This is a genomic window from Actinoplanes oblitus, from assembly GCF_030252345.1.
Lineage (GTDB): Bacteria > Actinomycetota > Actinomycetes > Mycobacteriales > Micromonosporaceae > Actinoplanes > Actinoplanes oblitus.
This window is the reverse complement of the sequence record NZ_CP126980.1, coordinates 1,841,171-1,864,420: the sequence shown is the minus strand read 5'-3', so window position 1 is coordinate 1,864,420 and position 23,250 is coordinate 1,841,171. Positions and strand designations below refer to the sequence as shown.

At 72.1% G+C, this 23,250-nt stretch carries 15 protein-coding genes, 1 pseudogene and 1 riboswitch; of the genes and pseudogenes, 6 read left to right on the top strand and 10 right to left on the bottom strand.

Annotated elements, in window-relative coordinates:
- Positions 1 to 55: 55 nt before the first annotated feature.
- From Actob_RS08565 to Actob_RS08545, 5 genes and pseudogenes are all read right to left on the bottom strand, one after another.
- Positions 56 to 2,524, bottom strand: a complete 2,469-nt coding sequence (locus Actob_RS08565) for a penicillin-binding transpeptidase domain-containing protein (RefSeq protein ID WP_284919521.1) — start codon at positions 2,522 to 2,524, stop codon at positions 56 to 58.
- A gap of 210 nt (positions 2,525 to 2,734) precedes the next feature.
- Positions 2,735 to 3,325 (bottom strand): annotated as a pseudogene (locus tag Actob_RS08560) (hypothetical protein); the annotation flags it as partial.
- Positions 3,322 to 4,410, bottom strand: coding sequence for a 16S rRNA (cytosine(1402)-N(4))-methyltransferase RsmH (gene rsmH / locus Actob_RS08555; RefSeq protein ID WP_284919519.1), 1,089 nt, complete (start codon positions 4,408 to 4,410; stop codon positions 3,322 to 3,324). The pseudogene Actob_RS08560 and the gene rsmH, both read right to left, overlap by 4 nt.
- Positions 4,411 to 4,644: 234 nt before the next feature.
- Positions 4,645 to 5,076, bottom strand: a complete 432-nt coding sequence (mraZ, locus tag Actob_RS08550; protein WP_043523825.1) for a division/cell wall cluster transcriptional repressor MraZ — start codon at positions 5,074 to 5,076, stop codon at positions 4,645 to 4,647.
- Positions 5,077 to 6,530: 1,454 nt separating this feature from the next.
- On the bottom strand, positions 6,531 to 7,328 hold the full coding sequence (locus Actob_RS08545; protein WP_284919518.1) for a C40 family peptidase: 798 nt from the start codon (positions 7,326 to 7,328) through the stop codon (positions 6,531 to 6,533).
- 39 nt (positions 7,329 to 7,367) lie between these two features.
- A riboswitch (cyclic di-AMP (ydaO/yuaA leader) is annotated at positions 7,368 to 7,553 on the bottom strand.
- 411 nt (positions 7,554 to 7,964) lie between these two features.
- Here Actob_RS08545 and Actob_RS08540 point away from each other — a divergent pair.
- The 3 genes from Actob_RS08540 (at position 7,965) to Actob_RS08530 (ending at position 10,748) form a co-directional block, all read left to right on the top strand.
- A complete protein-coding gene (locus Actob_RS08540; protein ID WP_284922271.1) occupies positions 7,965 to 9,185 on the top strand; it encodes a Mur ligase family protein in 1,221 nt (406 codons plus the stop codon).
- Positions 9,186 to 9,206: 21 nt separating this feature from the next.
- The gene (locus Actob_RS08535) at positions 9,207 to 9,920 is read left to right on the top strand and encodes a type 1 glutamine amidotransferase (protein ID WP_284919517.1); all 714 of its coding nucleotides are present in this window, start codon (positions 9,207 to 9,209) and stop codon (positions 9,918 to 9,920) included.
- Positions 9,921 to 10,037: 117 nt separating this feature from the next.
- The gene (locus tag Actob_RS08530) at positions 10,038 to 10,748 is read left to right on the top strand and encodes a TVP38/TMEM64 family protein (RefSeq protein WP_284919516.1); all 711 of its coding nucleotides are present in this window, start codon (positions 10,038 to 10,040) and stop codon (positions 10,746 to 10,748) included.
- Positions 10,749 to 10,952: 204 nt separating this feature from the next.
- Here the strand turns inward: Actob_RS08530 and leuS are convergent, their stop codons facing one another.
- Complete coding sequence (leuS, locus tag Actob_RS08525; protein ID WP_284919515.1) at positions 10,953 to 13,748, bottom strand: leucine--tRNA ligase; 2,796 nt, start codon at positions 13,746 to 13,748, stop codon at positions 10,953 to 10,955.
- Between the two features lie 452 nt (positions 13,749 to 14,200).
- Between leuS and Actob_RS08520 the strand changes: the two genes are divergently transcribed.
- The 3 genes from Actob_RS08520 to Actob_RS08510 are packed head-to-tail and all read left to right on the top strand — an operon-like array spanning position 14,201 to position 18,989.
- Positions 14,201 to 15,238 carry an AAA family ATPase gene (locus Actob_RS08520; RefSeq protein ID WP_407653582.1) on the top strand — a complete coding sequence of 346 codons (1,038 nt, stop codon included), beginning with the start codon at positions 14,201 to 14,203 and terminating at the stop codon, positions 15,236 to 15,238.
- A gap of 2 nt (positions 15,239 to 15,240) precedes the next feature.
- Entirely contained in the window at positions 15,241 to 16,539 is a 1,299-nt protein-coding gene (locus Actob_RS08515; RefSeq protein WP_284922269.1) for a DUF58 domain-containing protein, read from the top strand.
- A complete protein-coding gene (locus tag Actob_RS08510; RefSeq protein ID WP_284919514.1) occupies positions 16,536 to 18,989 on the top strand; it encodes a transglutaminase family protein in 2,454 nt (817 codons plus the stop codon). Before Actob_RS08515 ends, Actob_RS08510 begins: the two co-directional genes overlap by 4 nt.
- 1,265 nt (positions 18,990 to 20,254) lie before the next feature.
- On the opposite strand, the gene Actob_RS08505 is transcribed toward Actob_RS08510, so the two are convergent.
- The 4 genes from Actob_RS08505 to Actob_RS08490 form a co-directional block, all read right to left on the bottom strand.
- Entirely contained in the window at positions 20,255 to 20,647 is a 393-nt protein-coding gene (locus Actob_RS08505; RefSeq protein ID WP_185040298.1) for a DUF3040 domain-containing protein, read from the bottom strand.
- Positions 20,648 to 20,873: 226 nt separating this feature from the next.
- Positions 20,874 to 22,055, bottom strand: coding sequence for an alkaline phosphatase family protein (locus Actob_RS08500; protein ID WP_284919513.1), 1,182 nt, complete (start codon positions 22,053 to 22,055; stop codon positions 20,874 to 20,876).
- Positions 22,052 to 22,798 carry a methyltransferase domain-containing protein gene (locus tag Actob_RS08495; protein WP_284919512.1) on the bottom strand — a complete coding sequence of 249 codons (747 nt, stop codon included), beginning with the start codon at positions 22,796 to 22,798 and terminating at the stop codon, positions 22,052 to 22,054. The genes Actob_RS08500 and Actob_RS08495 overlap by 4 nt, the downstream gene beginning before the upstream one ends.
- Before the next feature lie 27 nt (positions 22,799 to 22,825).
- Positions 22,826 to 23,209 (bottom strand): SSI family serine proteinase inhibitor, encoded by a 384-nt coding sequence (locus Actob_RS08490; RefSeq protein ID WP_284919511.1) that lies wholly within the window; start codon positions 23,207 to 23,209, stop codon positions 22,826 to 22,828.
- Positions 23,210 to 23,250 lie beyond the last annotated feature (41 nt).

Here is a 23,250-nt window from a genome sequence, read left to right as displayed (position 1 = left end):
GCGTCAGACCCTACCCGGTAGGCCACTGGTTCCCGTCAACGCCATGCGACCCGCGTCATTGCCGGAGCCGGAAGGTCGGCGGTTTCGTGGTGGATGGTGGCACAAAGTAATGGAGAAGGGTGTAGCCCATCATGTCGGAGAAGGCCGGCGCGGCCACCTCGCCACCGGTGCCCTTGGCCACGTCCATCGACACCGCGACCACGTAACGCGGGTTCTCGGCCGGCGCCATGCCGACGAACGAGCTGGCGTTGTGGCTGGTGTACTGCCCGTCCACGACCATCTTGCCGGTGCCGGTCTTGCCGGCCACCCGATAACCCGCCACCTGCGCCTTGGTGCCGGTTCCCTCGTTGTCCTCGGTCACCGCCTCCAGCAGCGTGCGCAGCTGGCCCGCCACCTTGGCGTCCAGCACCCGGTGCGTCTCCGGGGCACCGACCGGGGTCTCCGTGCCGTCGGCCGCGACTGTCGACTTGATCAGGTGCGGCTGGATGTAGACGCCGTCGTTGGCGATCGCGCCGTACCCGGCGGCCATCTGCACCAGGGTCGCTGAGACGCTGTGCCCGATCGGCACCGACCCGTACGCCGAACCGCTCCACTTGTCCGGCGGCAGCAGCAGGCCGGGCGACTCGCCGGGCATGCCCTCGCCGGTCGCCTGCCCCAGCCCGAACTTCTTCTGGTACTCGTAGAGCTTCTCCTTGCCGAGCTTCTCCCCGATCAGGATCGTCCCGACGTTCGACGAGTAGGCCAGGATCCCGGCGATGGTCAGCTTGGAACCCTTGGTCAGCTTCTCGTGGTCCTCGAAGGGGATTCCGCCGCGCACGATGGCCGGCGCCACCACCTGCGTCGAGTCCGGCGTGATCAGCCCCTCCTGCAGGGCCGCGCCGATCACGAACGCCTTGTGGCTGGAGCCGGGGTCGGTGACCACCGCCGTCGGCACGTCGATCCGCTGTTTCTCCTCGGACTTCTCCGGCTGCGCCGCGTTGTAGGACGGGTAGCTGGCCTGCGCCACGATCTCCCCGGTCTTGATGTCCATGATCACCGCACCGGCCACCGTGGCGTGGTTCTTCTCCGCCTCGGCGTTCAGGATCCGCTGCGCGTTGAACTGCACGTAGCTGTCGATGGTCAGTTTCACCGAGCTGCCCGGCTGGGCCGGGGTGGTCTGCTCGTAGCCACCGGCGATCGGCACGTTCAGGTTGCCCTTGCCGGCCTCGTAGATCCGCTTGCCGTCGGTGCCGTGCAGCAGGTCGTCGTAGCGGGCCTCCAGGCCGACCAGGCCACGCCCGTCGTCACCGGTGAAGCCGATCAGGTTCGCGGCGAGATCCTTGCCGGGCACGTCACGCCGCTCGTCCAGGTGCGTGTAGATCCCCTTGAGGCGCATCGCCTCGATCCGGTTGGCGATCGAGATGTCCACGCCGCGGGCCAGGTAGCTGAACCGGGACCAGGTGCCGAGCACCTGCTTGCGCTGCATGTTCGCGGCCAGCTTGGAGGCCGGGATGCCGAGCAGCCGGGACAGTCGCACCGCGGTGACGCCCAGATTCTTCTGCAGATCCGGGTTCTCCGGGTCGGCGTAGATGTAGCGGGCCTCGATGCTGTTCGCCAGCACCGCGTTGTTGCGGTCCAGGATGCTGCCCCGGGCGGCCGGCAGCTCGACCGTGCTGAGCCGCTTGTTGCGCAGCTTGACCAGGCTCTCCACCTCGGCCGGCGAGGTGCCCACCTGGAGCACCACCAGCCGCATGCCGATCATGACGAACAGCGAGAGGGCGAGCACCGTGCCGAGCCGCAGCCGCCGGGTGCCGTTCGCCAGCTTGGGCGGTTCGGCGGGCACCGGCCGCGGCCGCCGGGCCGCTTCCCGGCCGGGACCACGACCGGTCCCGTCGGTCACCGTCCGCCGTGGTCCGGGTTCCGGCTTCCCGGTACGGCGGGCAGGCGCGCGCGTGGGCTCGGGCGTCCGGCGTACGCGAGGGATGTCGCGGTCCTCGACCCGCCGCTCCCGTTTGTCGCGTGGCTCCCGGACCCGACTCCGGTCGGTGATCTCGCGCGGCTCGCGGCCCTTCCCGGCGCTCTCCCGGGGCTGCCGGCCCTTGCCGGCGGCCTCCCGGCCCCGGCTCGCCGCCTCCCGGGGCTCCCGGCCCGCGCTCTTGGTCTCGCGTCCCGGGCTTTTCGCCTCCCGCGCCTCGCGTCCCGGGCTTTTCGCCTCGCGGGGTTCCCGCGGCTCGCGGCCCCGGTCGGTGGCCGGCGGCTCGCCGGTGCGGGCACCGCGCTGCCGGGCCCGCGGGGCGCCCTCGCCGCCCTCGACCACCTGCAACGCCGGCCGGAACGGATCAGCGGTGCGACCGGTCCGCGGCGTGCGCCCCCGCTCGGCCACCGTCCGCCCGCGCGGCGTGTACGCCCGCGCCTCGCCGATGCTGGAGAAACCGCGCCGCTCGGGGCGCTCCGGCTCGTCCGGCCCCTCCGGGGGGACGGCACGCGACGCAGCGCGCCGGGGCGAAGTGCCCCGGCGCGGTGTCTCGTCGTCTCGCGGCGACACGGCTTACTGCCCCGTTCCCGCGGCGTTCCCCTGGCCGGCGGCCGCCTGTTGGCCGTCGTTCTGCTGCGCGCCCGGCCCGGCCTGCTTCTGCTGCGTGCCCTGCCCGGCCTGCTTCTGCTGCGTGCCCTGCCCGGCCTGCTTCTGCTGCGAGTCCTGCCCGGCCTGCTTCTTCAGCGAGTCCTGCGCGGTCACCGAGACCGGGCCCTCGCCCGGCGTCGGCGGCCGGATGATCTTGCCGTCGGGCAGCCTGATCATCGCCGGGTTCTCCGCCCGGACCAGGCCCAGCCGGCGCGCGGCGGCCTCCAGGTTGCCCGGGCTGGACACCTGGATCAGCTGCTGGTTGAGCTCCTGCTGCTGCTCGTCCAGGGTGGCCTGGTTCTCCCGCAGCGCGTCCAGCTTGAACGACTGCTCCATGGTCTTCGTGTTGATCAGCAGGATGCCGACCACGCCGGCCAGCACCAGCACGATCACGCCGGCCGCGAAGGTCGGCCGCGGCGCGCGGATCGGCAGCGGCGGCGCGACCCGCAGGCGCGGCAGCGCCGGCGCGGCGGTCTCGGCGGTGTCCAGCCGCTTGGCCGCGGTGCCCTCGACGGTCACCTCGATGTCGCCCTCGACCCGCAGGCCGGCCCGCTCGCGGCGGTCGTCCCGCCCGATCCCGGACCGGCGCGTGTCGGACCGGCGCGCCCCCCGGACGCCGGTCCCCTCGCTCCGGGCATCGCGGCTCGCCCCGCGCCCACGCTCCGTGGCGCGCGGTTGCGCCGCACGGCCCCCCGACCGCGGCGCGTTGGTTCGCTCGCTCATGCTTCCCCCTCCCCCTCTTTGTGCGCCTCCGGGCGTTTCCGCCCCGATCCCCCGTGCGTTGGTGCAGTCATCCGGGGCCGTTCGCGGCCGGCCCCTCGTCCCCTGGTGGTGCCGCTCTCGTGCTCGTCGATCCGTTCCACCGCGCGCAGCTTCACCGAAGCCGCCCGCGGGTTCTCCGCCACCTCCGCCTCGCTGGGCAGCTCCGACCCTCGGGTCAGCAGCCGCAGCGTCGGACCGGTGCCGGGCAGCTCGACCGGCAGGTCGATCGGCCCGGTGCTGCGCGCCCTCGACGTGATGGCGCGCTTGACGATCTTGTCCTCCAACGATTGATAACTCATCACCACAAGTCGCCCGCCGGGCGACAAGGCGTCCAAAGCCGCCGGAACAGCGGATTCGAGCACCTCGAGCTCGCCGTTCACCTCAATGCGTAGTGCCTGGAACGACCTTTTCGCGGGATTTCCACCCGTTCGCCGCGCGGCGGCCGGAATAGCGTCTTTAATCAGCTCGGCCAGCCGGGCCGTCGAGACGATCCGCTGTTTCGCCCGCTCCCGCACCAGCGACGAGACGATCCGCGTGGCGAACTTCTCCTCCCCGTACTGCCGGAGGATGCGCACCAGCTCGCCCGGCTCGTACGTGTTGACGACCTCTTCCGCGGTGATCCCCCGGGACTGGTCCATCCGCATGTCGAGCGGGGCGTCCTGCGCGTACGCGAAACCGCGGTCCGCCTCGTCCAGCTGCAACGAGGAGACACCCAGATCGAACAGTCCGCTGTGGATCCCGGGCAGGCCGAGCTCGGTGAGCACCCGGGGCAGCTCGTGGTAGACCGCGTGCACCAGGTGCGTCCGCTCGGCGAACCGGGCCAGCCGATGCCGGGAGTGGGCGAGCGCCTCGGTGTCCCGGTCCAGACCGATCAGGACGACGTCCGGGAACCGCTCCAGCACCGCCTCGGCGTGCCCGCCGAGACCCAGCGTGAAGTCGACGTGCACCGCGCCGGGCCGGGCCAGGGCCGGACCGAGCAGCTCGAGGCAGCGTTCCAGCAGCACCGGAACGTGCGCACCGCGCGGCTCCCCCATGTCGACCCCCATTGCCCCACCTGATCGCGTTTCACCCGGTTGTTACCTGTTGCTGCCATGCCGGCCCGGCCGCCATCCGTACCGCCAGATCCCCATCCGCTCTGTCCCGCGCCGGTGTGACCGGCTCCGGACACGCGCCTGGCGCCGGGGAAGAGGCGCCAGGAGCGGGAGCGGCTGGAGATCTCGCAGTACGGCAAGCAGTGGCGGTCGGGCCGGAAATCCCAGCGGCCCACCGAGTGCCACGCCTTACAGTCCGCCGGGCAGCACCCCCTCCTCGATGTCGGCGAACTCTTCCTCGCTCGCCGAGAGGTAGTCGTCCCAGGACTGCTTGTCCCAGATCTCGACCCGGGTGCTGGCCCCGATCACCACGAGATCCCGGCCGAGACTCGCGTACTCCCGCAGATGTGCGGGGATGGTGACCCGGCCCTGCTTGTCAGGCACCTCGTCGTGGGCGCTGGCGAAGAACACCCGGCTGTAAGCCCGGGCGGCCTTGTTGGTCACCGGCGCCTCGCGCAGCTGGCCCGCGATGCGCTGGAACTCCGGCATCGGGAACACGTAAAGACAGCGCTCCTGCCCCTTCGTGATCACGACACCTCCCGCCAGCTCGTCACGGAACTTCGCCGGGAGAATCAGCCGGCCCTTCTCGTCCAGCCGAGGGGTGTGCGTGCCGAGGAACATCGGCCCCCACCCCTTTGCCGGGACGGCCGCTCCATCGCGGAGGAGTGGACCGTCTGTCAACTCGGGCCGGCAGGCTCTCGGTTCGGTCCCTCGGTCCTGCCACTGCGCCCCACTCTACTCCACTTCCCTCCACCTGCAACCCGAAAGGGACTGCTCGCGAGCCGTTTTCGCGGACGTAATCCCAGTTCACAGGCGGTGGCGCCGAGTGGAGGGCCAGAGCATGATCCACCAGGTCCGGTTTCCGACATCCGGCACAGCGGGGTCGATAACTCCGCCCGAAAAGGGCAGTTCAGCCCCTCGCCCAGCGCGGCGGGGAGGAAAGTGGAGCCCCGCGAGGGAGGAAGGTGGAGCCTCCGGCGCACACCTCAGCCCAGCCGGGTGGAACCTCCGGCGCACACCTCGACCCGGTTAGGTGGCCCCTCCGGCTGGCGGCTCGACCCAGTTGGGTGGAGTCTCCGGTGCGCGGCTCGACCCAGTCGGGTGGAGTCTCCGGCGGGCGGCTCGACCCGCTTGGGTGGAGCCTTCGGTGCGCGCCTCGGCCCGGTTGGTTAGAGCCTTGGTGCGCGGCTCGACCCGGTTAGGTGGAGCATCCAAGGTCGACCCGAGGCCATCACCACCGTCTTGCGCCTCACCCCGGAGCCCGGCCCCCGAACCACCATGCTCGTCCCGGCGGCACGGGTGCTTCCCCCGTTGTGCCTGCCGAGCCCTTGGTCATCACCTCGCCCAAAGCCCCCGCCGCCCGGACCAACCCCCAGCTGGTCTCCACAGCCCTATCCCCGGCCCGGACACAACCCCCATGCCCAGCCGAGAACCATGGGCTGGCACTCACGGCCCTATCCCGAGCCCGGACACCACCCCCACCACCAGCCGAGAACCACGAGCTGGCACTCACGGCCCCATCCCGAGCCCGGACACCGCCCCCACCACCAGCCCAGAAACCCGAGCTGGCAACCACGGCCCCATCCCAAGCCCGGACACCACCCCCACGACCAGCCGCACGGTGTGGAGGCGGGGGCGGCGCTGCCGAAGGGCGGGCGTACCGGGAATGTCGGACTGCGGCCGGGGAGCGGGCAGCGGACCGGAACCCGTTGCACACCTCGACCTGACCAGGGCGCCAGCGGACCGCGACTGGCGGCCGGAACCGTGACCCACCGCCCCCTGGCCTGGCGACCACACCGCAACCAACCACGGACCGCAACCGGCGGCCAGGACCGTGACCCACCGCCCCCTGGCCTGGCGACCACACCGGCGACCGACCACGGACCGCGACTGACGGCCGGAGCCTTGACCCACCCTGGCCTGGCAACCACACCGGCGACCGACCACGGCCGTAACCGGCGGCCAGGACCGCGACCCCGGGGCCGGACCACGCTCCGGACCCGGGAACGCCAGTGGGGCGCGACCCGATCCGGGTCGCGCCCCACTGGCGGTGTGTCCTTACTTACTACGCGCTATCAGGCGACCAGGCGCCGCACGACGTAGTTGCTGCCGTAGATCTTGTGCTTCCCGACCCGGGCGCCCGTGTGCGGCGAGTCGTACATGTACCCGCCGCCGGCGTAGATGCCCGCGTGGTACCCGTACGACCCGGACCGGAAGACGATCAGGTCGCCGACGCGCTTGCTCGACTTGCTGACCGCCTTGCCGTACTTCTGCTGCGAGTTCGCCTTGTGCGGCAGGCTCTTGCCGGCCGCCTTCTTGTACACGTAGCTGGTGTACCCGGAGCAGTCGAACCGCTTGGGCCCGGCGGCACCGAACAGGTAGAGCGCGCCCTTGTGCTTCTTGGCCTCGGCGAGGATCTTGGCCCCGCTGGCCTTGAGCGTGATCTTCGCCTTACCGGAGGCGGTCTGCTGGTAGCCGCTGCCGGTGAAGAGCGCGCGGACGTAGACGCTGGAGCCGACGCCCTTCTGGTCGGGACGGGCCGCCAGGGTGACCGCACCGTTGCGCACGGTCTTGGTGTCCCAGGTGACCCATTTGCTGGAGCGCCAGGCCTGCAGCCGGACCGTGCCCTTGGCGACCTTGCCGGTGCGCGGGTCGATGACCTTGGCGGTGAGCTTGAGGGTGGAGCCCCAGGGGAGCTTCCGGTTGTTGACCGAAGCGGTCAACCTGGGCTTGGCCTTGGCAGCCGCCGCGGTGGTGGCGGTGACGGCGCTCGCGACCGGGGTGGTGGACGCGGCCGCCGGCGAGGCTCCAACGAGCTGGCCGGCGCAGAGGCAGAGACCCAGGGACAGTGCGATGGTACCGGCGCCGGACATGCGGCGGCCACGGCTCGAACTGTGTTCGTGCACGGTTGAGAAATCCCTCCGGCACGCCTGCGAGGTTAGCTGTCGGGTTCGGGCGGGAAGGCTTGCCCGGCCACCGTGGTGGCTTCACCCCAAGGTCCGAACCGGTACGCCGTCGTGGGGCACGGCGCTGTGGTGCGGACCGGAAAGTGGGTTCCCCGTCCCTGCCCCCTGATGCCTTGTCAGCTTTCTGGAACTGCGTGGTCGCGTCGACCAGCCCGGGGCAGGGCTCGGCGTGAACCGGTGCGGCGCGACCGGCGAGCGGTTGCCGCCGGTGAATCTTTGGTACCCGACTTCGCCGATGATCGTCAGACGCCAGTTAGTCACCCAGCGTATTCGGCACACCGATTGCTGTCCCATTTGTTGCGTCCACAAGACAAATGTCATTACCCGGAGCACCTGATCAACTACATTCCGTCGAATGGAGCCAGTGAACCAGAACACACAATTTCTCCCGGGGTAATCCCCTAGGGATCCCGAAACGGTGACTCAGCGGCGCAAACGTGGTAATCCCCACGGGGCTGAACCCTTGCCATTGAGCCGCGGGCCTTCCGGCAACTCGACGTAACCCTGGGGTCCGGTACCCTCGCTGGCGTGACGGACGGGAAGATGCCCCTGCGGGCCATAGTCGCGACCACTGCGTCGAAGACCGCGGCCGCGCTCTCCAGGGCCGCGGGACGCGGCGACGGATCGGTGATCGGCGGCTGGATCGGCCTCAAGATCGATCCGGATCTGCTGGCCCACCTGTCGTCCGGCCGGGCTGTCGCCCTGGTCTCCGGCACCAACGGCAAGACCACCACCACGCGCCTCACCGCGGCCGCCGTCGGCGTGCTCGGCCGGGTCGCGACCAACGGGTACGGCGCCAACATGCCCACCGGCCACACCTCCGCGCTGGCGAAGGAGGGGCACACCCCGTTCGCCGTGCTGGAGGTCGACGAGCACTACCTGGCCCAGGTGATCGACTCCACCCGGCCCAAGGTGGTGGCGCTGCTCAACCTCTCCCGCGACCAGCTGGACCGGGCCAAGGAGGTGGCGATGATGGCGCAGCTGTGGAAGACCGCGCTGGCCGGCCACCCCGAGATCCGGGTGGTGGCCAACGCGGACGACCCGATGGTGGTCTGGGCCGCCGTGAGCAGCCCACAGGTCACCTGGTTCAGCGCGGGTCAGCGCTGGCACGACGACTCGTTCGTGTGCCCGGAGAGCGGGCACCCGATCGAGCGGGCCGACGGTGACTGGTGGTGCACCGGCTGCCCGCTGCGCCGCCCCGTCCCGCAGTGGGTGGTGGAGGAGGACGGCGTCATCGACCCGCGCGGCGACTGGCACCTGGTGAAGCTCCAGCTCCCCGGCAAGGTCAACCTGGGTAACGCGGCCACCGCCCTCGCGGTCGCCGGTGAGTTCGGGGTCCGCCCGATCGAGGCCCTCCCCCGGCTCTCCCGGGTGACCTCCATCGCCGGGCGGTACGCGCAGGTCGACCGGGACGGCCGCAACATCCGGCTGCTGCTCGCCAAGAACCCGGCGAGCTGGCTGGAGGCGTTCGACATGGCCGACCAGGCGCCGACGCTGCTCTCGATCAACGCGCGGGACCCCGACGGGCTGGACACCTCGTGGCTGTGGGACGTCGACTTCGCCCCGCTGCGCGACCGGCCGGTGCTGATCACCGGGGACCGGGCGTACGACCTGGCCGTCCGGCTCGAGGTGAACCGGGTGCCGTTCCAGCACGTACAAAGCTTCGACCAGGCGCTGGCGGCGGTCCCGCCCGGCCGCCTCGAGGTGATCGCCAACTACACGGCGTTCCAGGACATCCGCGCGGTGCTCGACCGTGTCAACTGAACCCAACACCGAGGTCAAGGCATGAACGACAGCACGCTGCGGATCGTCTGGATCTACCCGGATCTGCTCTCCACCTACGGCGACCGGGGCAACCTGCTGATCCTGGCGCACCGGGCGGCCGCCCGCGGCATCCCGGTGGAGACCTACGAGGTCCGCTCCGACATGCAGATGCCGACCACCGCCGACATCTACCTGATCGGCGGCGGTGAGGACGGCCCCCAGTCGCTGGCCGCCCAGCGCCTGATCGCCGACGGCGGGCTGCACCGCGCCGTCAACCAGGGCGCCTCGGTCCTGGCCATCTGCGCGGGTTACCAACTGTTCGGTCACTCGTTCTTCGCCAAGGGGACCAAAGTTGCGGGCCTCGGCCTGCTCGACATCTCCTCGGACCGGGGCGAGACCCGGGCGGTCGGCGAGCTGCGCGGCGACATCGACCCGCGGCTCGGCCTGCCGCCGCTGACCGGCTTCGAGAACCACGGCGGCCGCACCCACCTGGGCCAACACGCCGCACCGCTGGCCCGGGTGACCAGCGGCATCGGCAACGACGGGCACACCGAGGGCGCCTGGGCCGGCAAGATCATCGGGACGTACTCGCACGGACCGGCGCTGGCTCGCAACCCGGCTATAGCCGATCTGCTACTGCGTTGGGCGACCGGCGCGGATAGGCTTGCGCCTCTTGACGACACCTGGCCGGAGCGTCTGAGGGGTGAGCGGTTCGCCGCCACCGCCCCGGCCTGACGAGGAAGGGGCGGGCGGTTCGCCGCCACGACCCCGGCCTGACGACGAAGACGAGCGCTGAATCGACTGCACGACCTTGTCCTGAACCGACGAGCCGTTGGGGCGGTAGACCTGCATATGACCGACAAACCTGAACGCCCCGTGGGCGCCCGCACCGGGGACTCTCAGGCCGCGCCGATCAGCCGCAAGCGCCGTTTCGTCCGGCTCGGCGTGCTGACCGCGCTGATCGCCGGTCTGGCGGTGGCCGCCGCCACCCTGCCGCTGCGTGAGCTGGGCGACGCGGTGGTCGCGCTCGGCCCCGGCGCCGCCGTCGCCGTCGCCGTGCTGGGCGGCCTGCTGCTCTCCGTCCTGGTGCCGCGCACCGCGGTGACGGTGGCCTGCGGCGCCCTGCTCGGTGCCGCGACCGGTGCGATCGCCGCGCTGGCCGCCGCCCTGATCGCCGCGATCGCCACCTACTACGCGGGCCGCTGGGCCGGTCGCGGCGCCCTGCAGGCCAAGGCCGGCGGCCGGCTCGCCCGCCTGGACGGCTGGCTCAACCGTCGTGGCCTGGCCGCCGTGCTCCTGGTCCGCTTCCTGCCGCTCGCCCCGTTCGGCCTGGTCGGCTACGCCTACGGCACCACCAGCGTGTGCCGCAAGCGCTACCTGCTGGGCACCACGATCGCCGCCATCCCGTCCACGATCACCTACGCCGTGATCGGCGCCGCGGTGGCCACCCCGGGCAAGATGAGCGCGATCACCGTCGCCCCGGCGCTGATCAGCTTCGTGCTCTCCACGGCGATCGTGCTCCGCTGGCGGCAGACCTCCCGCCGCACCGCCACCCCGGCCTGACGCGCGACTCGCCCGGCGCCAGGCAGGCGCTCACGCCCGGCTTCACCCCGTTTGGGGTACGCCCGGAGCAGCGTTCCACGGCTCCGCGACGCTCCCGGCGCGGCAGCACTGTGCTCCGGCCGTACCGTAATCGGGTGGTGATCGTGAACTGGGAACACGGCGGGCCGGCCTCGCGATGGCGAGACCGGCCCGGGGCGCGCGAACTCAGACGACGACGCTGACCAGACGGCCCTTGACCACGATGACCTTCTTCGGCTCCTTGCCGGCCAGCGCCTCGGCGACGGCGGCCAGGGCCTGCGCCCGGACCTCCTCCTCCGGGGTGTCCGGGGCGACCTCGACCCGGCCGCGGACCTTGCCGTTCACCTGCACCGGGTAGGTGATCGAGTCGGCCACCAGCTGCGCCGGGTCGGCCTGCGGGAAGTCGGCGTAGGCCAGCGTCCCGATGTGGCCCAGCTTGCTCCACAGCTCCTCGGCCAGGTGCGGGGCGAACGGGGACAGCATCAGCACCAGCGGCTCGACGGCCTCCCGGGAGACCACCGGCAGCGGGGTCAGCGCGTTGGTCAGCTCGATCAGCTTGGCGATCGCGGTGTTGAACCGCAGCTCCTCCATGTCCTCCCGGACACCCGCGATGACCCGGTGCAGGATCTTGCGGGTCTTGGCGTCCAGCGGCTCGTCGGTGACCCGGATCGCGCCGGTCTCCTCGTCGACCACCAGACGCCAGACGCGCTGCAGGAAGCGCTGCGACCCGATCACCGCCCGGGTCTCCCAGGGCCGGGAGACGTCCAGCGGGCCCATCGCCATCTCGTAGACCCGGAACGTGTCGGCGCCGTACTGCTCGCACATCTCGTCCGGGGTCACCACGTTCTTCAGCGACTTGCCCATCTTGCCGTACTCGCGGCTGACCTGCTGGTCGCCGTAGTACCACTTGCCGTCGCGCTCGACGACCTCCTCGGCCGGCACCACCACGCCACGGGCGTCGCGGAACGCGTAGGCCTGGATGTAGCCCTGGTTGAACAGCTTGCGGAACGGCTCGAAGGACGAGACGTGGCCCAGGTCGAACAGCACCTTGTGCCAGAAGCGGGCGTACAGCAGGTGCAGCACGGCGTGCTCGACGCCGCCCACGTACAGGTCGACACCACCGGCGTCGGTCGCCGAGCGCGGGCCCATCCAGTACGCCTCGTTGGCCGGGTCGACCAGCACCTTGTCGTTGTGCGGGTCCAGGTAGCGCAGTTCGTACCAGCAGGAGCCGGCCCACTGCGGCATGGTGTTGGTCTCCCGGGTGTACGTCTTGGGACCGTCACCCAGGTCCAGCTCGACCTGCACCCAGTCCTTCTTGCGGGACAGCGGGGTCTCCGGCTCGGTGTCCGCGTCGTCCGGGTCGAAGGTGCGCGGCGAGAAGTCGTCGACCTCGGGCAGCTCGACCGGCAGCATCGAGTCGGGCAGCGCGATCGGCAGGCCGGTCTCGTCGTAGACGATCGGGAACGGCTCGCCCCAGTACCGCTGCCGGCTGAACAGCCAGTCGCGCAGGCGGTAGGTGGTGGCGCCGGCGCCCTTGCCGTGCTCCTCCAGCCAGGCGATCATCGCGGCCTTGGCGTCGTCCTTGGTCAGGCCGTCCAGGAAGCCGGAATTGATCACCTCGCCGTCGCCGACGTAGGCGCCCTCGAAGCCGTCCGGGGTGGCGATGGTCCGGACCACCGGCAGCTCGAAGACCGTGGCGAACTCGAAGTCGCGCTGGTCGTGGCCGGGCACCGCCATGATCGCGCCGGTGCCGTAGCCGGCCAGCACGTAGTCGGCGATGAAGACCGGGATGCGCTCGTCGTTGACCGGGTTGACCGCGTAGGCGCCGGTGAAGACGCCGGTCTTCACCTTGCCCTCGGCGGTCCGCTCCTCCTCGGTCTTGGCGGCTGCCGTCGCCTGGTAGGCGGCGACGGCCTCGCCCGGGGTGGCGGCGACCTTCCAGGACTCGTGGGTACCGGCGGGCCACTCGGCCGGCACGATCGTGGCGACCAGCTCGTGCTCCGGGGCCAGGACCATGTAGGTGGCGCCGAACAGGGTGTCCGGGCGGGTGGTGAACACCGTGATCCGGTCGTCGCCGGCCGCGAAGTGGACGTGCGCCCCCCGGGAGCGGCCGATCCAGTTGCGCTGCATCAGCTTGACCGGCTCCGGCCAGTCCAGCACGTCCAGGTCGTCGACCAGCCGGTCACCGTACGCGGTGATCCGCATCATCCACTGCTTCAGGCTGCGCTGGAAGACCGGGAAGTTGCCCCGCTCGGACCGGCCCTCCGGGGTGACCTCCTCGTTGGCCAGCACGGTGCCCAGGCCGGGACACCAGTTGACCGGGGCCTCGCTCATGTAGGCCAGCCGGTACCCGTCGATCACCTTGCGCCGCTCGGTGGCGGACAGGCCGGCCCACTCCGGCCCGCGCGCGCCGGACTCGAACTCGGCGATCAGCTCGGCGATCGGCCGGGCCTTGTTCAGCTCCGGGTCGAACCAGGAGTTGAAGACCTGCAGGAAGATCCACTGGGTCCAGCGGTAGTACTCCGGGTCGGTGGTGGAGAACGAGCGGCGGTCGTCGTACGCCAGGCCCAGGCGGCGCAGCTGCTGCCGGTACCTGTCGACGTTGGCCGCCGTGGTCACCGCCGGGTGGGTGCCGGTCTGCACCGCGTACTGCTCGGCGGGCAGGCCGAACGCGTCGAAGCCCATCGGGTGCAGCACGTTGAAGCCGGCCATCCGCTGGTAGCGGGTGTAGCAGTCGGTGCCGATGTAGCCCAGCGGGTGCCCCACGTGCAGGCCGGCGCCGGACGGGTACGGGAACATGTCCTGCACGTGCAGTTTCGGAGCGCCGGCGCGCGGGTGGTCCGGGTCGGCCAGCTCGCCGACCGGGTTGGGCGCGTGGAACGTCCCGTTCTCCGCCCAGTACTGCTGCCAGCGCAGCTCCATCTCGCCGGCCATCGCGGCGGTGTAACGGAACGGGTTCTCGGTCTCGCTCATCTTCACCATCTCGTCTACGTCAGTGGGCTGGTGGGGTTCGCGCTCCGGCCGCGACTCGCACCGGCGCCTGGCGCCGGCGGAGGCGAAGGGCATAAAAAAGCCCCTCACACAGGAGGGGGCGCCGCACTGTACCGATGACGGTTCAGCGCGGCCGGCTAAGGAGCAGAACAGACCGAGCCATGCGCGCCATGATACCCGCCCGCCGTCACGCACGGCGACCGGTATGCCGCCGGGTACCGAATCGGTCCGAAAGCCGATCACCGTCGGTAAATGGACCATGTTTGCTCCGTTTTCTCGAAAGCCCTTGCGTTCCGGCCTTTCGGAGGGATGTACATCCGGGGATAACCTGTCAGGACGGGCGGCGAGCGCCGGAGGCCCACGGCCGCTGGGCGCCCGCAACCTTGGGGTGCCCTGACGGTGGGTGATCCGCCTTCGGAGTACGTACTACTGGGAGGAAGCCCGTGACAACGCCGACCTGGGGCGAGCCGACAGGACCGCTGACCAGCGCCGAGTTCCGCGCCGCGACGCAAGCCATCATGGCCAACATCGAGCAGGTCATCGAGGGCAAGAGCGCGACGGTGCGGCTGGCCCTCGCGGTTCTGCTCGCCGAGGGGCACCTGCTGATCGAGGACGTGCCGGGCGTCGGCAAGACCAAACTCGCCAAGGCCCTCGCCCGCTCGATCGACTGCTCGGTGCGCCGGATCCAGTTCACCCCGGACCTGCTGCCCAGTGACGTCACCGGGGTGAGCGTCTACAACCAGGAGACCCGGGACTTCGAGTTCAAGCCGGGTGCCGTCTTCGCCAACCTGGTGGTCGGCGACGAGATCAACCGTGCCTCGCCGAAAACCCAGTCCGCCCTCCTGGAGTGCATGGAGGAGCGGCAGGTCACCGTCGACGGCACGACCTACGAGCTGCAGGCGCCGTTCATGGTGGTGGCCACGCAGAACCCGATCGAGATGGAGGGCACCTATCCGCTGCCGGAGGCGCAGCGGGACCGGTTCACCGCCCGGATCGCGATGGGTTACCCGGACCCCCGCGCCGAGCTGGCCATGCTCGGCCTGCACGGCGACCACGACCCGCTCAACGACATCCGCGCGGTGGCCGACGCCGCGCTGGTCCGCCGGCTGATCGAGACGGCTCGCGCGGTGCACGCCGCCGACGCCGTCCAGCAGTACGCGATCGCCCTGGTCACCGCGACCCGGGAGGCCCCGGAGATCCGCCTCGGCGCGTCCCCGCGGTCCACCCTGCAGCTGCTGCGCACCGCCAAGGCGGTCGCCGCGCTGGAGGGCCGCGACTACGTCCTCCCCGACGACCTGCAGGCGCTGGCCGTGCCGGTGCTCGCCCACCGTCTCATCCCGACGGCCGACGCGCAGCTCAACCGGCGGACCACCGACACCATCGTCTCGGAGATCGTGCACCGGCTGCCGATCCCGCAGGCGAACCGGAACCCGTACGACGCCCGGGACGGCCGCGCGCCGTACGAGTCCCGGGGGCGGTGACCATGCGGGAGGCGCTGCGGGGGCTCACCACGCGCGGCCGCTCGTTCCTGGCCGCGGCGATCGCGGCCGGGATCTCCGCCCTGGTGCTCGGCGAGCGTGACCTGCTGCGGGTCGCCGTGCTGCTGGCCACGCTGCCGCTGCTGGCCGCGGCGTACGTCGGCCGCAGCCGCTACAAACTGGCCTGCACCAGGTCGCTGGAGCCGGGCCGGGCCCCGGTCGGCTCCAGCGCGCGGGTCATCCTGCGACTACAGAACCTCTCCCGGCTGCCCACCGGCACCATGCTGCTGGAGGACCGCCTGCCGTACGCGTTGGGCAGCCGCCCGCGCGTGGTGCTGGAGCGGCTCGGCGCGCACCAGGCCAGCTCGGTGGCATACACGGTGCGCGCCGACGTGCGCGGCAGGTACCCGATCGGTCCGCTGGTGGTCCGGCTGACCGATCCGTTCGGGCTGTGCGAGCTGACCCGCTCGTTCCCCAGCGTCGACCAGCTCACCGTGATCCCGCAGGTGCTGCCGCTCCCCCGGGTGCGGCTGGCCGGGGAGTACGCCGGCACCGGGGACAGCCGGGCCCGCTCGGTGGCGGTGCACGGCGAGGACGACGCCGCCACCCGGGAGTACCGCCGCGGCGACGACCTGCGCCGGGTGCACTGGCGGTCCACCGCGCGCACCGGCGAGCTGATGGTCCGCCGCGAGGAGCAACCCTGGGACAGCCGGGCCACCGTGGTGCTGGACACCCGGGCACACGCGCACCGCGGCGAGGGCCCGACGGCCAGCTTCGAGTGGGCGGTCTCGGCGGCCGCCAGCGTCGCGGTGCACCTGCGCGAGGCGGGCTACAAGCTGCGCCTGGTGACCGGCACCGGGATCGACATCGACGCGGCCGAGGCCGGCGGCGAGGGCCTGATCCTGGACACCCTGGCGGACGTCAAGCTGGCCTCCACCGGTGACGTGGCGGCGCTGGTCGAGCAGGTCCGCCGGCGGTCCGACGGCGGCCTGGTGATCGGGCTGTTCGGCACCCTCACCACTGCCGAGGCGCACCTGCTCTCCGGCCTGCGCGGCAACGGCGCGACCTGCATCGGGTTCGCCATCGACAGCTGCACCTGGATCCCGATGACGCCGGGCGACCGGCAGGAGTCCGATCGCGAGCACGCCGCCGCCTCGCTCGCGCTGGTGCGCAGCGGCTGGCGGTCGGTGCCGGTGTCGCACGGCGAGACGCTGCCGGCGCTGTGGCCCACGGTGGGCCGCGGATCGCAGGGCTTCGCGTACCGGGCGGCGATGGCCGAGACCGTGGGCGGGGTGATCCGATGACCGGCCGTCGTCGTCTCGGCCTGGTCGCGGCCGGCGCCACCCTGCTGGCCTCGGCGCCGCTGTCGGCGATCTTCGCCTCGTGGACCTGGCTGCTCCAGGTGCTGCTCACGGTGATCATGGTGGCCGGGGCCGCGGTGCTCACCCGGACGCTGCGCTTCCCGAGCTGGGCCCAGGCGCTGGGCATGGTGGTCGGCCTGGTCGTCACGCTGACCTGGATCTTCCCGAGCGGGCACGAGATGCTGGTGCCGATGCCGGCGACCTTCGCCCACTTCGCCGACCTGGTCCAGCAGGCCGGGCAGGACACCAGGCAGTACGCGGTGCCGGTGCCGAACCGGGACGGCCTGCTGTTCGTCGCGGCGGCCGGCATCGGCGCCGTCGCCATCGTGGTGGACTTGCTCACCGCGGTGTTCCGCAGGCCGGCGCTGGCCGGCCTGCCGATGCTGGCGATCTACTCCATCCCGGTCGCCGTCTATCTGGACAGCGTGCCGGTCACCCCGTTCATCGTGGGCGCCTGCGGCTACCTCTGGCTGCTGGTCGCCGACAACGTGGACCGGGTCCGCCGGTTCGGCCGCCGGTTCACCGGCGACGGCCGGGACGTGGACGTCTGGGAGCCGTCCCCGCTGGCCGCGGCCGGCCGGCGGCTCGGCCTGGTCGGCGTGGTGGTGGCGGTGCTGCTGCCGCTGATCGTGCCGACCGTCTCCGGTGGCCTGCTCTCCCAGCTGACGCAGAACGGCAGCGGGGTCGGCGGCGGGCTCGGCAAGGGCGGCGGCGGCCGGATCAACCTGTATGCCTCGCTCACCGGCCAGCTCAACCGGACCGACACGGTCACCCTGCTGAAGGTCAGGACCACCGAGAAGGAGCCGTTCTACCTGCGGTTCGGCGTGGCCGACCAGCTCACCGAGGACGGCTCCGGCAACCAGGCGCCGAACGGGAACACGCTCGACAAGGGCAGCCTGCCGAACCCGAGCGTCGGCTCCGCGGTCTCCTACCAGCAGTACCACGCGGACATCGAGATCACCGATCAGCTGAAGCAGACGATGGCGCCGGTCTACGCCTACCCGGTCACCATCGGTGGTCTCTCCGGCAGCTGGGCGTTCGACCCCAACCAGCAGGTGCTGTACTCCAGCCGGGTCACCACCAGCAAGCAGAAGTACTCGATCGACTACCTGCGACCGGAGTACACGCCGAAACAGCTGCGCGAGGCCGAGCCGCTGCCGGAGAACAGCAACCTCCGGGTGCTCACCGAGGTCCCGCGCAACAACTACGTGAGCCAGCGGGTGCGGGAGCTGACCCGGGGCAGGACCACCGAGTACGACAAGGTGCGGGCGATCTACGAGTCGTTCTCCACGAAGTACGGGTTCTCGTACACCACCAGCGTCCCGTCCACCGCCAACATGCCGGCCATCGAGTCGTTCCTGCGTAACAAGCAGGGGTTCTGCCAGCAGTACGCGACGGCGATGGCGTGGATGGTGCGGGCGGCCGGGATCCCGGCCCGGGTGGCGTTCGGCTTCACCCGGGGCACCAAGGACAACGACACGTACACCATCACCAACCGGAACGCGCACGCCTGGACCGAGGTCTACCTGGACGGCTTCGGCTGGATCCCGTTCGACGCGACACCGGCGGCCGGGGTGACCGGCGCGGCCCGCTCGGACTGGGCACCGGACACCGAACGGACGGCCTCGCCGACCGCCGCCGCCACCGGCTCGGCGGCGCCGGGTCCCGGTTCGTCGGTGGCGGCGGGCAGGGCGCAGAAACCGGACCCGGGCAGCGACGGCGGCAACCCCGGCCTGGCCGGTGGCGTCGCCCCCGACCAGGACAACTGGACCGGCCTGCTGATCGCCATCGCGGTCTTCACGCTGCTCGCGCTGCTGATGGTCCCGGCCCTGCGCCGGGTCCTGCTGCGACGCCAGCGGAACAACGCGACGGCCGGTTCGCCGCCCGCGGTGGCGACGGCGGATCCGGGACTGCCCGGTACAGCCGGTGCGGTCACCGGCATCGAGGTGACCGGCGACGCGGTGCGGGCACGGGCGGACGCGCACGCGGCCTGGGACGAGCTGATCGACACGATGGTCGACTTCAAGATCGCTGTCGATCTCACCGAGACACCGCGGGTCACCGCGCAGCGCCTGGTCAAGGAGGGCGTCCTGGGGGCCGAGCCGGCCGCGGCCGCGGAGCTGCTGGGCAGTGCCGAGGAGCGGGCGCGGTATGCCCGGCAGCCGATGCAGGGTGCCGAGCTGACGACGGCGCTGCGGCAGGTGCGGGCCGGGTTGTCGCACTCGGCGACGGCGCGGGTCCGGTTGCGGGCGGTGCTGCTGCCGCCGTCGATCATCCTGGGGTGGCGGCTGGCGCTGGCCGAGGGCGGTACCCGGACCATGGAGGCGGCGAGCCGCGCGCGGGACGGGATGGCCCGGTTCAACCCGCGGCGGCTGCTGAACCGCGCCCGCTGATCGCAAGGCCCCGCCCTCAGCAGGGGGCGGGGCCCGCCTCGCAGCTGGCCGTCACGGTGGTTTCCGCGCCCGCGACACCACCGTGAGCGCCAGCCCACCACCCACGGCTGGCCGTCACGGTGGCAACCACGCCCGGGACACCACCGTGAGCACCAGCCCACCACCCACGGCTGGCCGTCACGGTGGCAACCACGCCCGGGACACCACCGTGAGCACCAGCCCACCACCCACGGCTGGCCGTCACGGTGGCAACCACGCCCGGGACACCACCGTGAGCACCAGCCCACCACCCACGGCTGGCCGTCACGGTGGCAACCACGCCCGGGACACCACCGTGGGCGCCAGCCCACCACCCACGGCTGGCCGTCACGGTGGCAACCACGCCCGCGACACCACCGTGGGCGCCAGCCCACCACCCACGGCTGGCCGTCACGGTGGCAACCACGCCCGCGACACCACCGTGGGCGCCAGCCCACCACCCACGGCTGGCCGTCACGGTGGCAACCACGCCCGCGACACCACCGTGGGCGCCAGCCCACCACCCACGGCTGGCCGTCACGGTGGCAACCACGCCCGCGACACCACCGTGGGCGCCAGCCCACCACCCACGGCTGGCCGTCACGGTGGCAACCACGCCCGCGACACCACCGTGGGCGCCAGCCCACCACCCACGGCTGGCCGTCACGGTGGCAACCACGCCCGCGACACCACCGTGGGCGCCAGCCCACCACCCACGGCTGGCCGTCACGGTGGCAACCACGCCCGCGACACCACCGTGGGCGCCAGCCCACCACCCACGGCTGGCCGTCACGGTGGCAACCACGCCCGCGACACCACCGTGGGCGCCAGCCCACCACCCACGGCTGGCCGTCACGGTGGCAACCACGCCCGCGACACCACCGTGGGCGCCAGCCCACCACCCACGGCTGGCCGTCACGGTGGCAACCACGCCCGCGACACCACCGTGGGCGCCAGCTGGGCGGGTTCGCGGGCAGCCGGGAGCTGGGCGGCGAGCGAGGCGGGGAAGCCCGGCGGCGCCGTCGAACGAGACCGTCAATACCGGGTGAGGACGGCACCGTCGACGAACAAGACCGTCAACACCGGGTGAGGACGGCACCGTCGAAGAACGAGACCGTCAACGCCGGGTGGGAGCGGTGCTCAGGGCGTACCGAAAAAGGGCAGCGAGGCGCCGCTGCCGGGAGAGAACAGCGGGGAAATGGCGACGGCGGCCGATGGCCGCCGTCGATCGATGTCGGCCGGTGCCGTCAGCGATGCCCCTCCGGCCGCTGCTTCCAGCGGTCCTCCAGCCGGTCGAGCAACCCACCGTTACCCCGGCGTCCGGATCGCGTGCGCCGGGATGCGGTGCCGCCGACCGACCTGAGGTCAGGGGCCTGGCCGCGCTTGCGCGACTGCATCGCGAAGGCGGCCGAGCCGAGCATCACGACGAAGCCGGCGACGCCGAGCAGGGTGTTGCTGGCGACCGTCCCGTAAACAACGAGGGCCAGACCAAGCACGATCACGAACGCGGCGATGATGAGCCGGCGCCGTGCATGGAAACGCGGGTCGCTGGCCCGCACAGCCGAGGCGAATTTGGGGTCCTCGGCAAGCGACCGCTCGATCTGATCGAACAGCCGCTGCTCGTGCTCCGAGAGCGGCACGGCTTTCCTCCCCGGGCGCAAGTCCGGCCCGCGTGGGGCCGGGGCAGCCGTCGGCTGCCTTACCACGCAAGTCTACGAGGGGGTTGGCGGGTCGGAAAGCGGGACGACGGCCGAGTGCGGGTGATTTTCCGGCCCCGGAAGATCGATTCGTCCGAAAAGCCCGGCTCACCTGCATCGTTACGGCAGGTGAACGCTTCGACGACATCGAGTGATACGGATATCCGTGTCACCTGACGATCAGCAGCGGAACCGTCATCTCGGCAGCGGTGGCCGACCCGTGGTATGCCACCAGTTGCCTGGCTTTGACCGGTTCCCAGCCGGACGCCACCGACACCGTCCGCCCCCAGCAGAGCACCACGACGTCCCCGATCCGGTCGGCGTGCCCGTCCGGCACCGGCCCGAACCAGCCCGCCTCGATCGCCGCCGCGCGGGTCAGCACCGAGGCCTCGTCGCCGAACACCCCGCGCCAGTTGGCCAGCACGTCGTCGAGCGCCCCGTCGGCGGCGTAGAGATAGCGCACCCGGGGCTCGCCGGCCACCCCGATCACCCCGTCGCTCAGCTCCGGGATCGCGGCCATGTCCCGCCGCCCCTCCGCCGGCACGTTGAGCTGGCCGTGGTCGGCGACCACCAGCAGCGCGGAACGCGGCGGCAGCCCGTGCACCACCCGGTCGAGCAGCTTGTCCACCCCGCGGGCAGCTTCCCGCCAGCTCTCCGAGCCGACGCCGTCCTCGTGCCCGAAGTGGTCGAGATCCGGGTGGTACCCGTAGACCAGCGCGGGGCCGTCCGCCTCGCGCAGCGCGGCCAGCATCTCGTCGGCGACCGCCGCGCCGTCCGCGGCGCCGCGGTAGACCCCGCCCCGGTTCGCGGCGAGCGAGAGGCCGCTGCCCTCGAACTGCGGCCGGCTGACCACCGTGACCCGCACCCCGGCCGCCGCCGCGAGCTCCATCCGGGTCGGCACCGGCTGCCACTGCCGCGGGTCGGGATCGTCGCCCCAGGAGATGTGGGTGAGTGGCCGGCCGTCCGGGCGGCGGACGGTGAAGCCCAGCACGCCGTGCGCCCCGGGCGCCACCCCCGCGCCGAGGGTGACCAGGCTGACCGGGGTGGTCGACGGAAACCCCGCGGTCAGCGTGCCGGCGTGCCCGCGCCCGCCGGCGGCCAGGTCGGCGAGGACCGGCGCGTGCGGTGCGGCCAGCGGCAGCTGATAGGCGCCCAGCCCGTCGACCAGCAGCACCGCGATCTTGTCGACCCCGTCCAGGCGGGCGCCGAGGCCGAGCACGTCGGCCGCGCCCGGCACCCCGAGCACGGCGCTCACGCTGGGCAGCAGGTCGGCCAGGCTGGCGGTGCCGTAGGCCGGGCGGAGCAGCCGCAACGCGTCCGGGTGCAGCCCGTCGTCGGGCAGCTCGATCATGGCCGGCGGGCGAACAGATGCAGCTGGGAGGCGATGTCCCGGAACGGCGGCCGGGCGCTCAGCGCCAGCTCCAGGTCCAGCACCACCTGCGGGTCCTCCTCGACGACGGCGGCCGGCAGCAGGTCGGCGACCACCCGTACGCCGTGCGTCTCCTCGACCTCCAGCCCGGCACCGCGCAGCACCGCGGCAGCGGTCTCCGCGTCGTAGCGCCGGCGCAGCGTGTCGCGCGGGCCGGAACGGCCCTCCGGGTCGGTGACCAGGGCGGACGCCGCCCGCAGATGCCCGTTCACGGCGCGGCCCAGGATCGCGGCGGCGCGGCTGGCGACCAGCAGGCTGAGCGCGCCACCGGGCCGCAGCGCGCCGGCGATCGCGGCGACGGTGGCGGCCGGGTCGTCGACCACCTCGAGCACGGCGTGACACAGGATCAGGTCGGCGCTGCCCGGCTCGACCAGCCCGGCGAGCGCGTCGCCGTCACCCTGCACGGCGCGCACCCGGTCGGCCACGCCGGCGTCGGCGGCGCGGCGGGTCAGGGCGGCGAGGGCGTCCGGGCTGGCGTCGATCACGGTGACGGCGTGCCCGGCCTCGGCCAGCGGCACGGCGAACCCGCCGGTGCCACCGCCGACGTCGAGGACTGTCAGCTCACGGCCGGCGTGCCGGTCCAGCTCACGGCGCAGGACGGCCCAGACCGCCGCGGTGCGGGCGGTGACGAGCGGCCGGCCGGTTCGTGCGATTGCGGTGTCCACCCCGGCAGCCTATCGGCCGGGACAAGCCTAGAAATCGAACAGGACGCCGGTGGCGCGATTCATCTCGCAACTGTTGCCGTAGGTGTGCGCCCACGTCACCGAGCGTCCCCGCCAGGTGCCGGTCAGCCGTGCGGTGATCGGCTTGTAGAGCAGGAAGCAGTAGCGGTCGGCCGGTTTGAGCCGGGCCGGGTTCGCCCTGACCCGGGTGAGCGCGGCGCAGGCCTGTGCCGGCTGCGGGTGGCCGCCGCCGTCCGGGTCGCAGGTGAGCTTGACCGCCGTGGCGAAGCCGGCCTCGGCCGCGTAGGCCAGGACGAGCCGGGTGCCGGCGGCCGGCCGCGGCTGGGTGGCGGCGCTCACCGGCGCGGCGGTGGCCACTACCGCGGTGAGGCCGGCGCAGATCTGGAACAGCATGGTGCACTCCCCGTCGGTTCTTGGTAGCGCACCTTATGCCA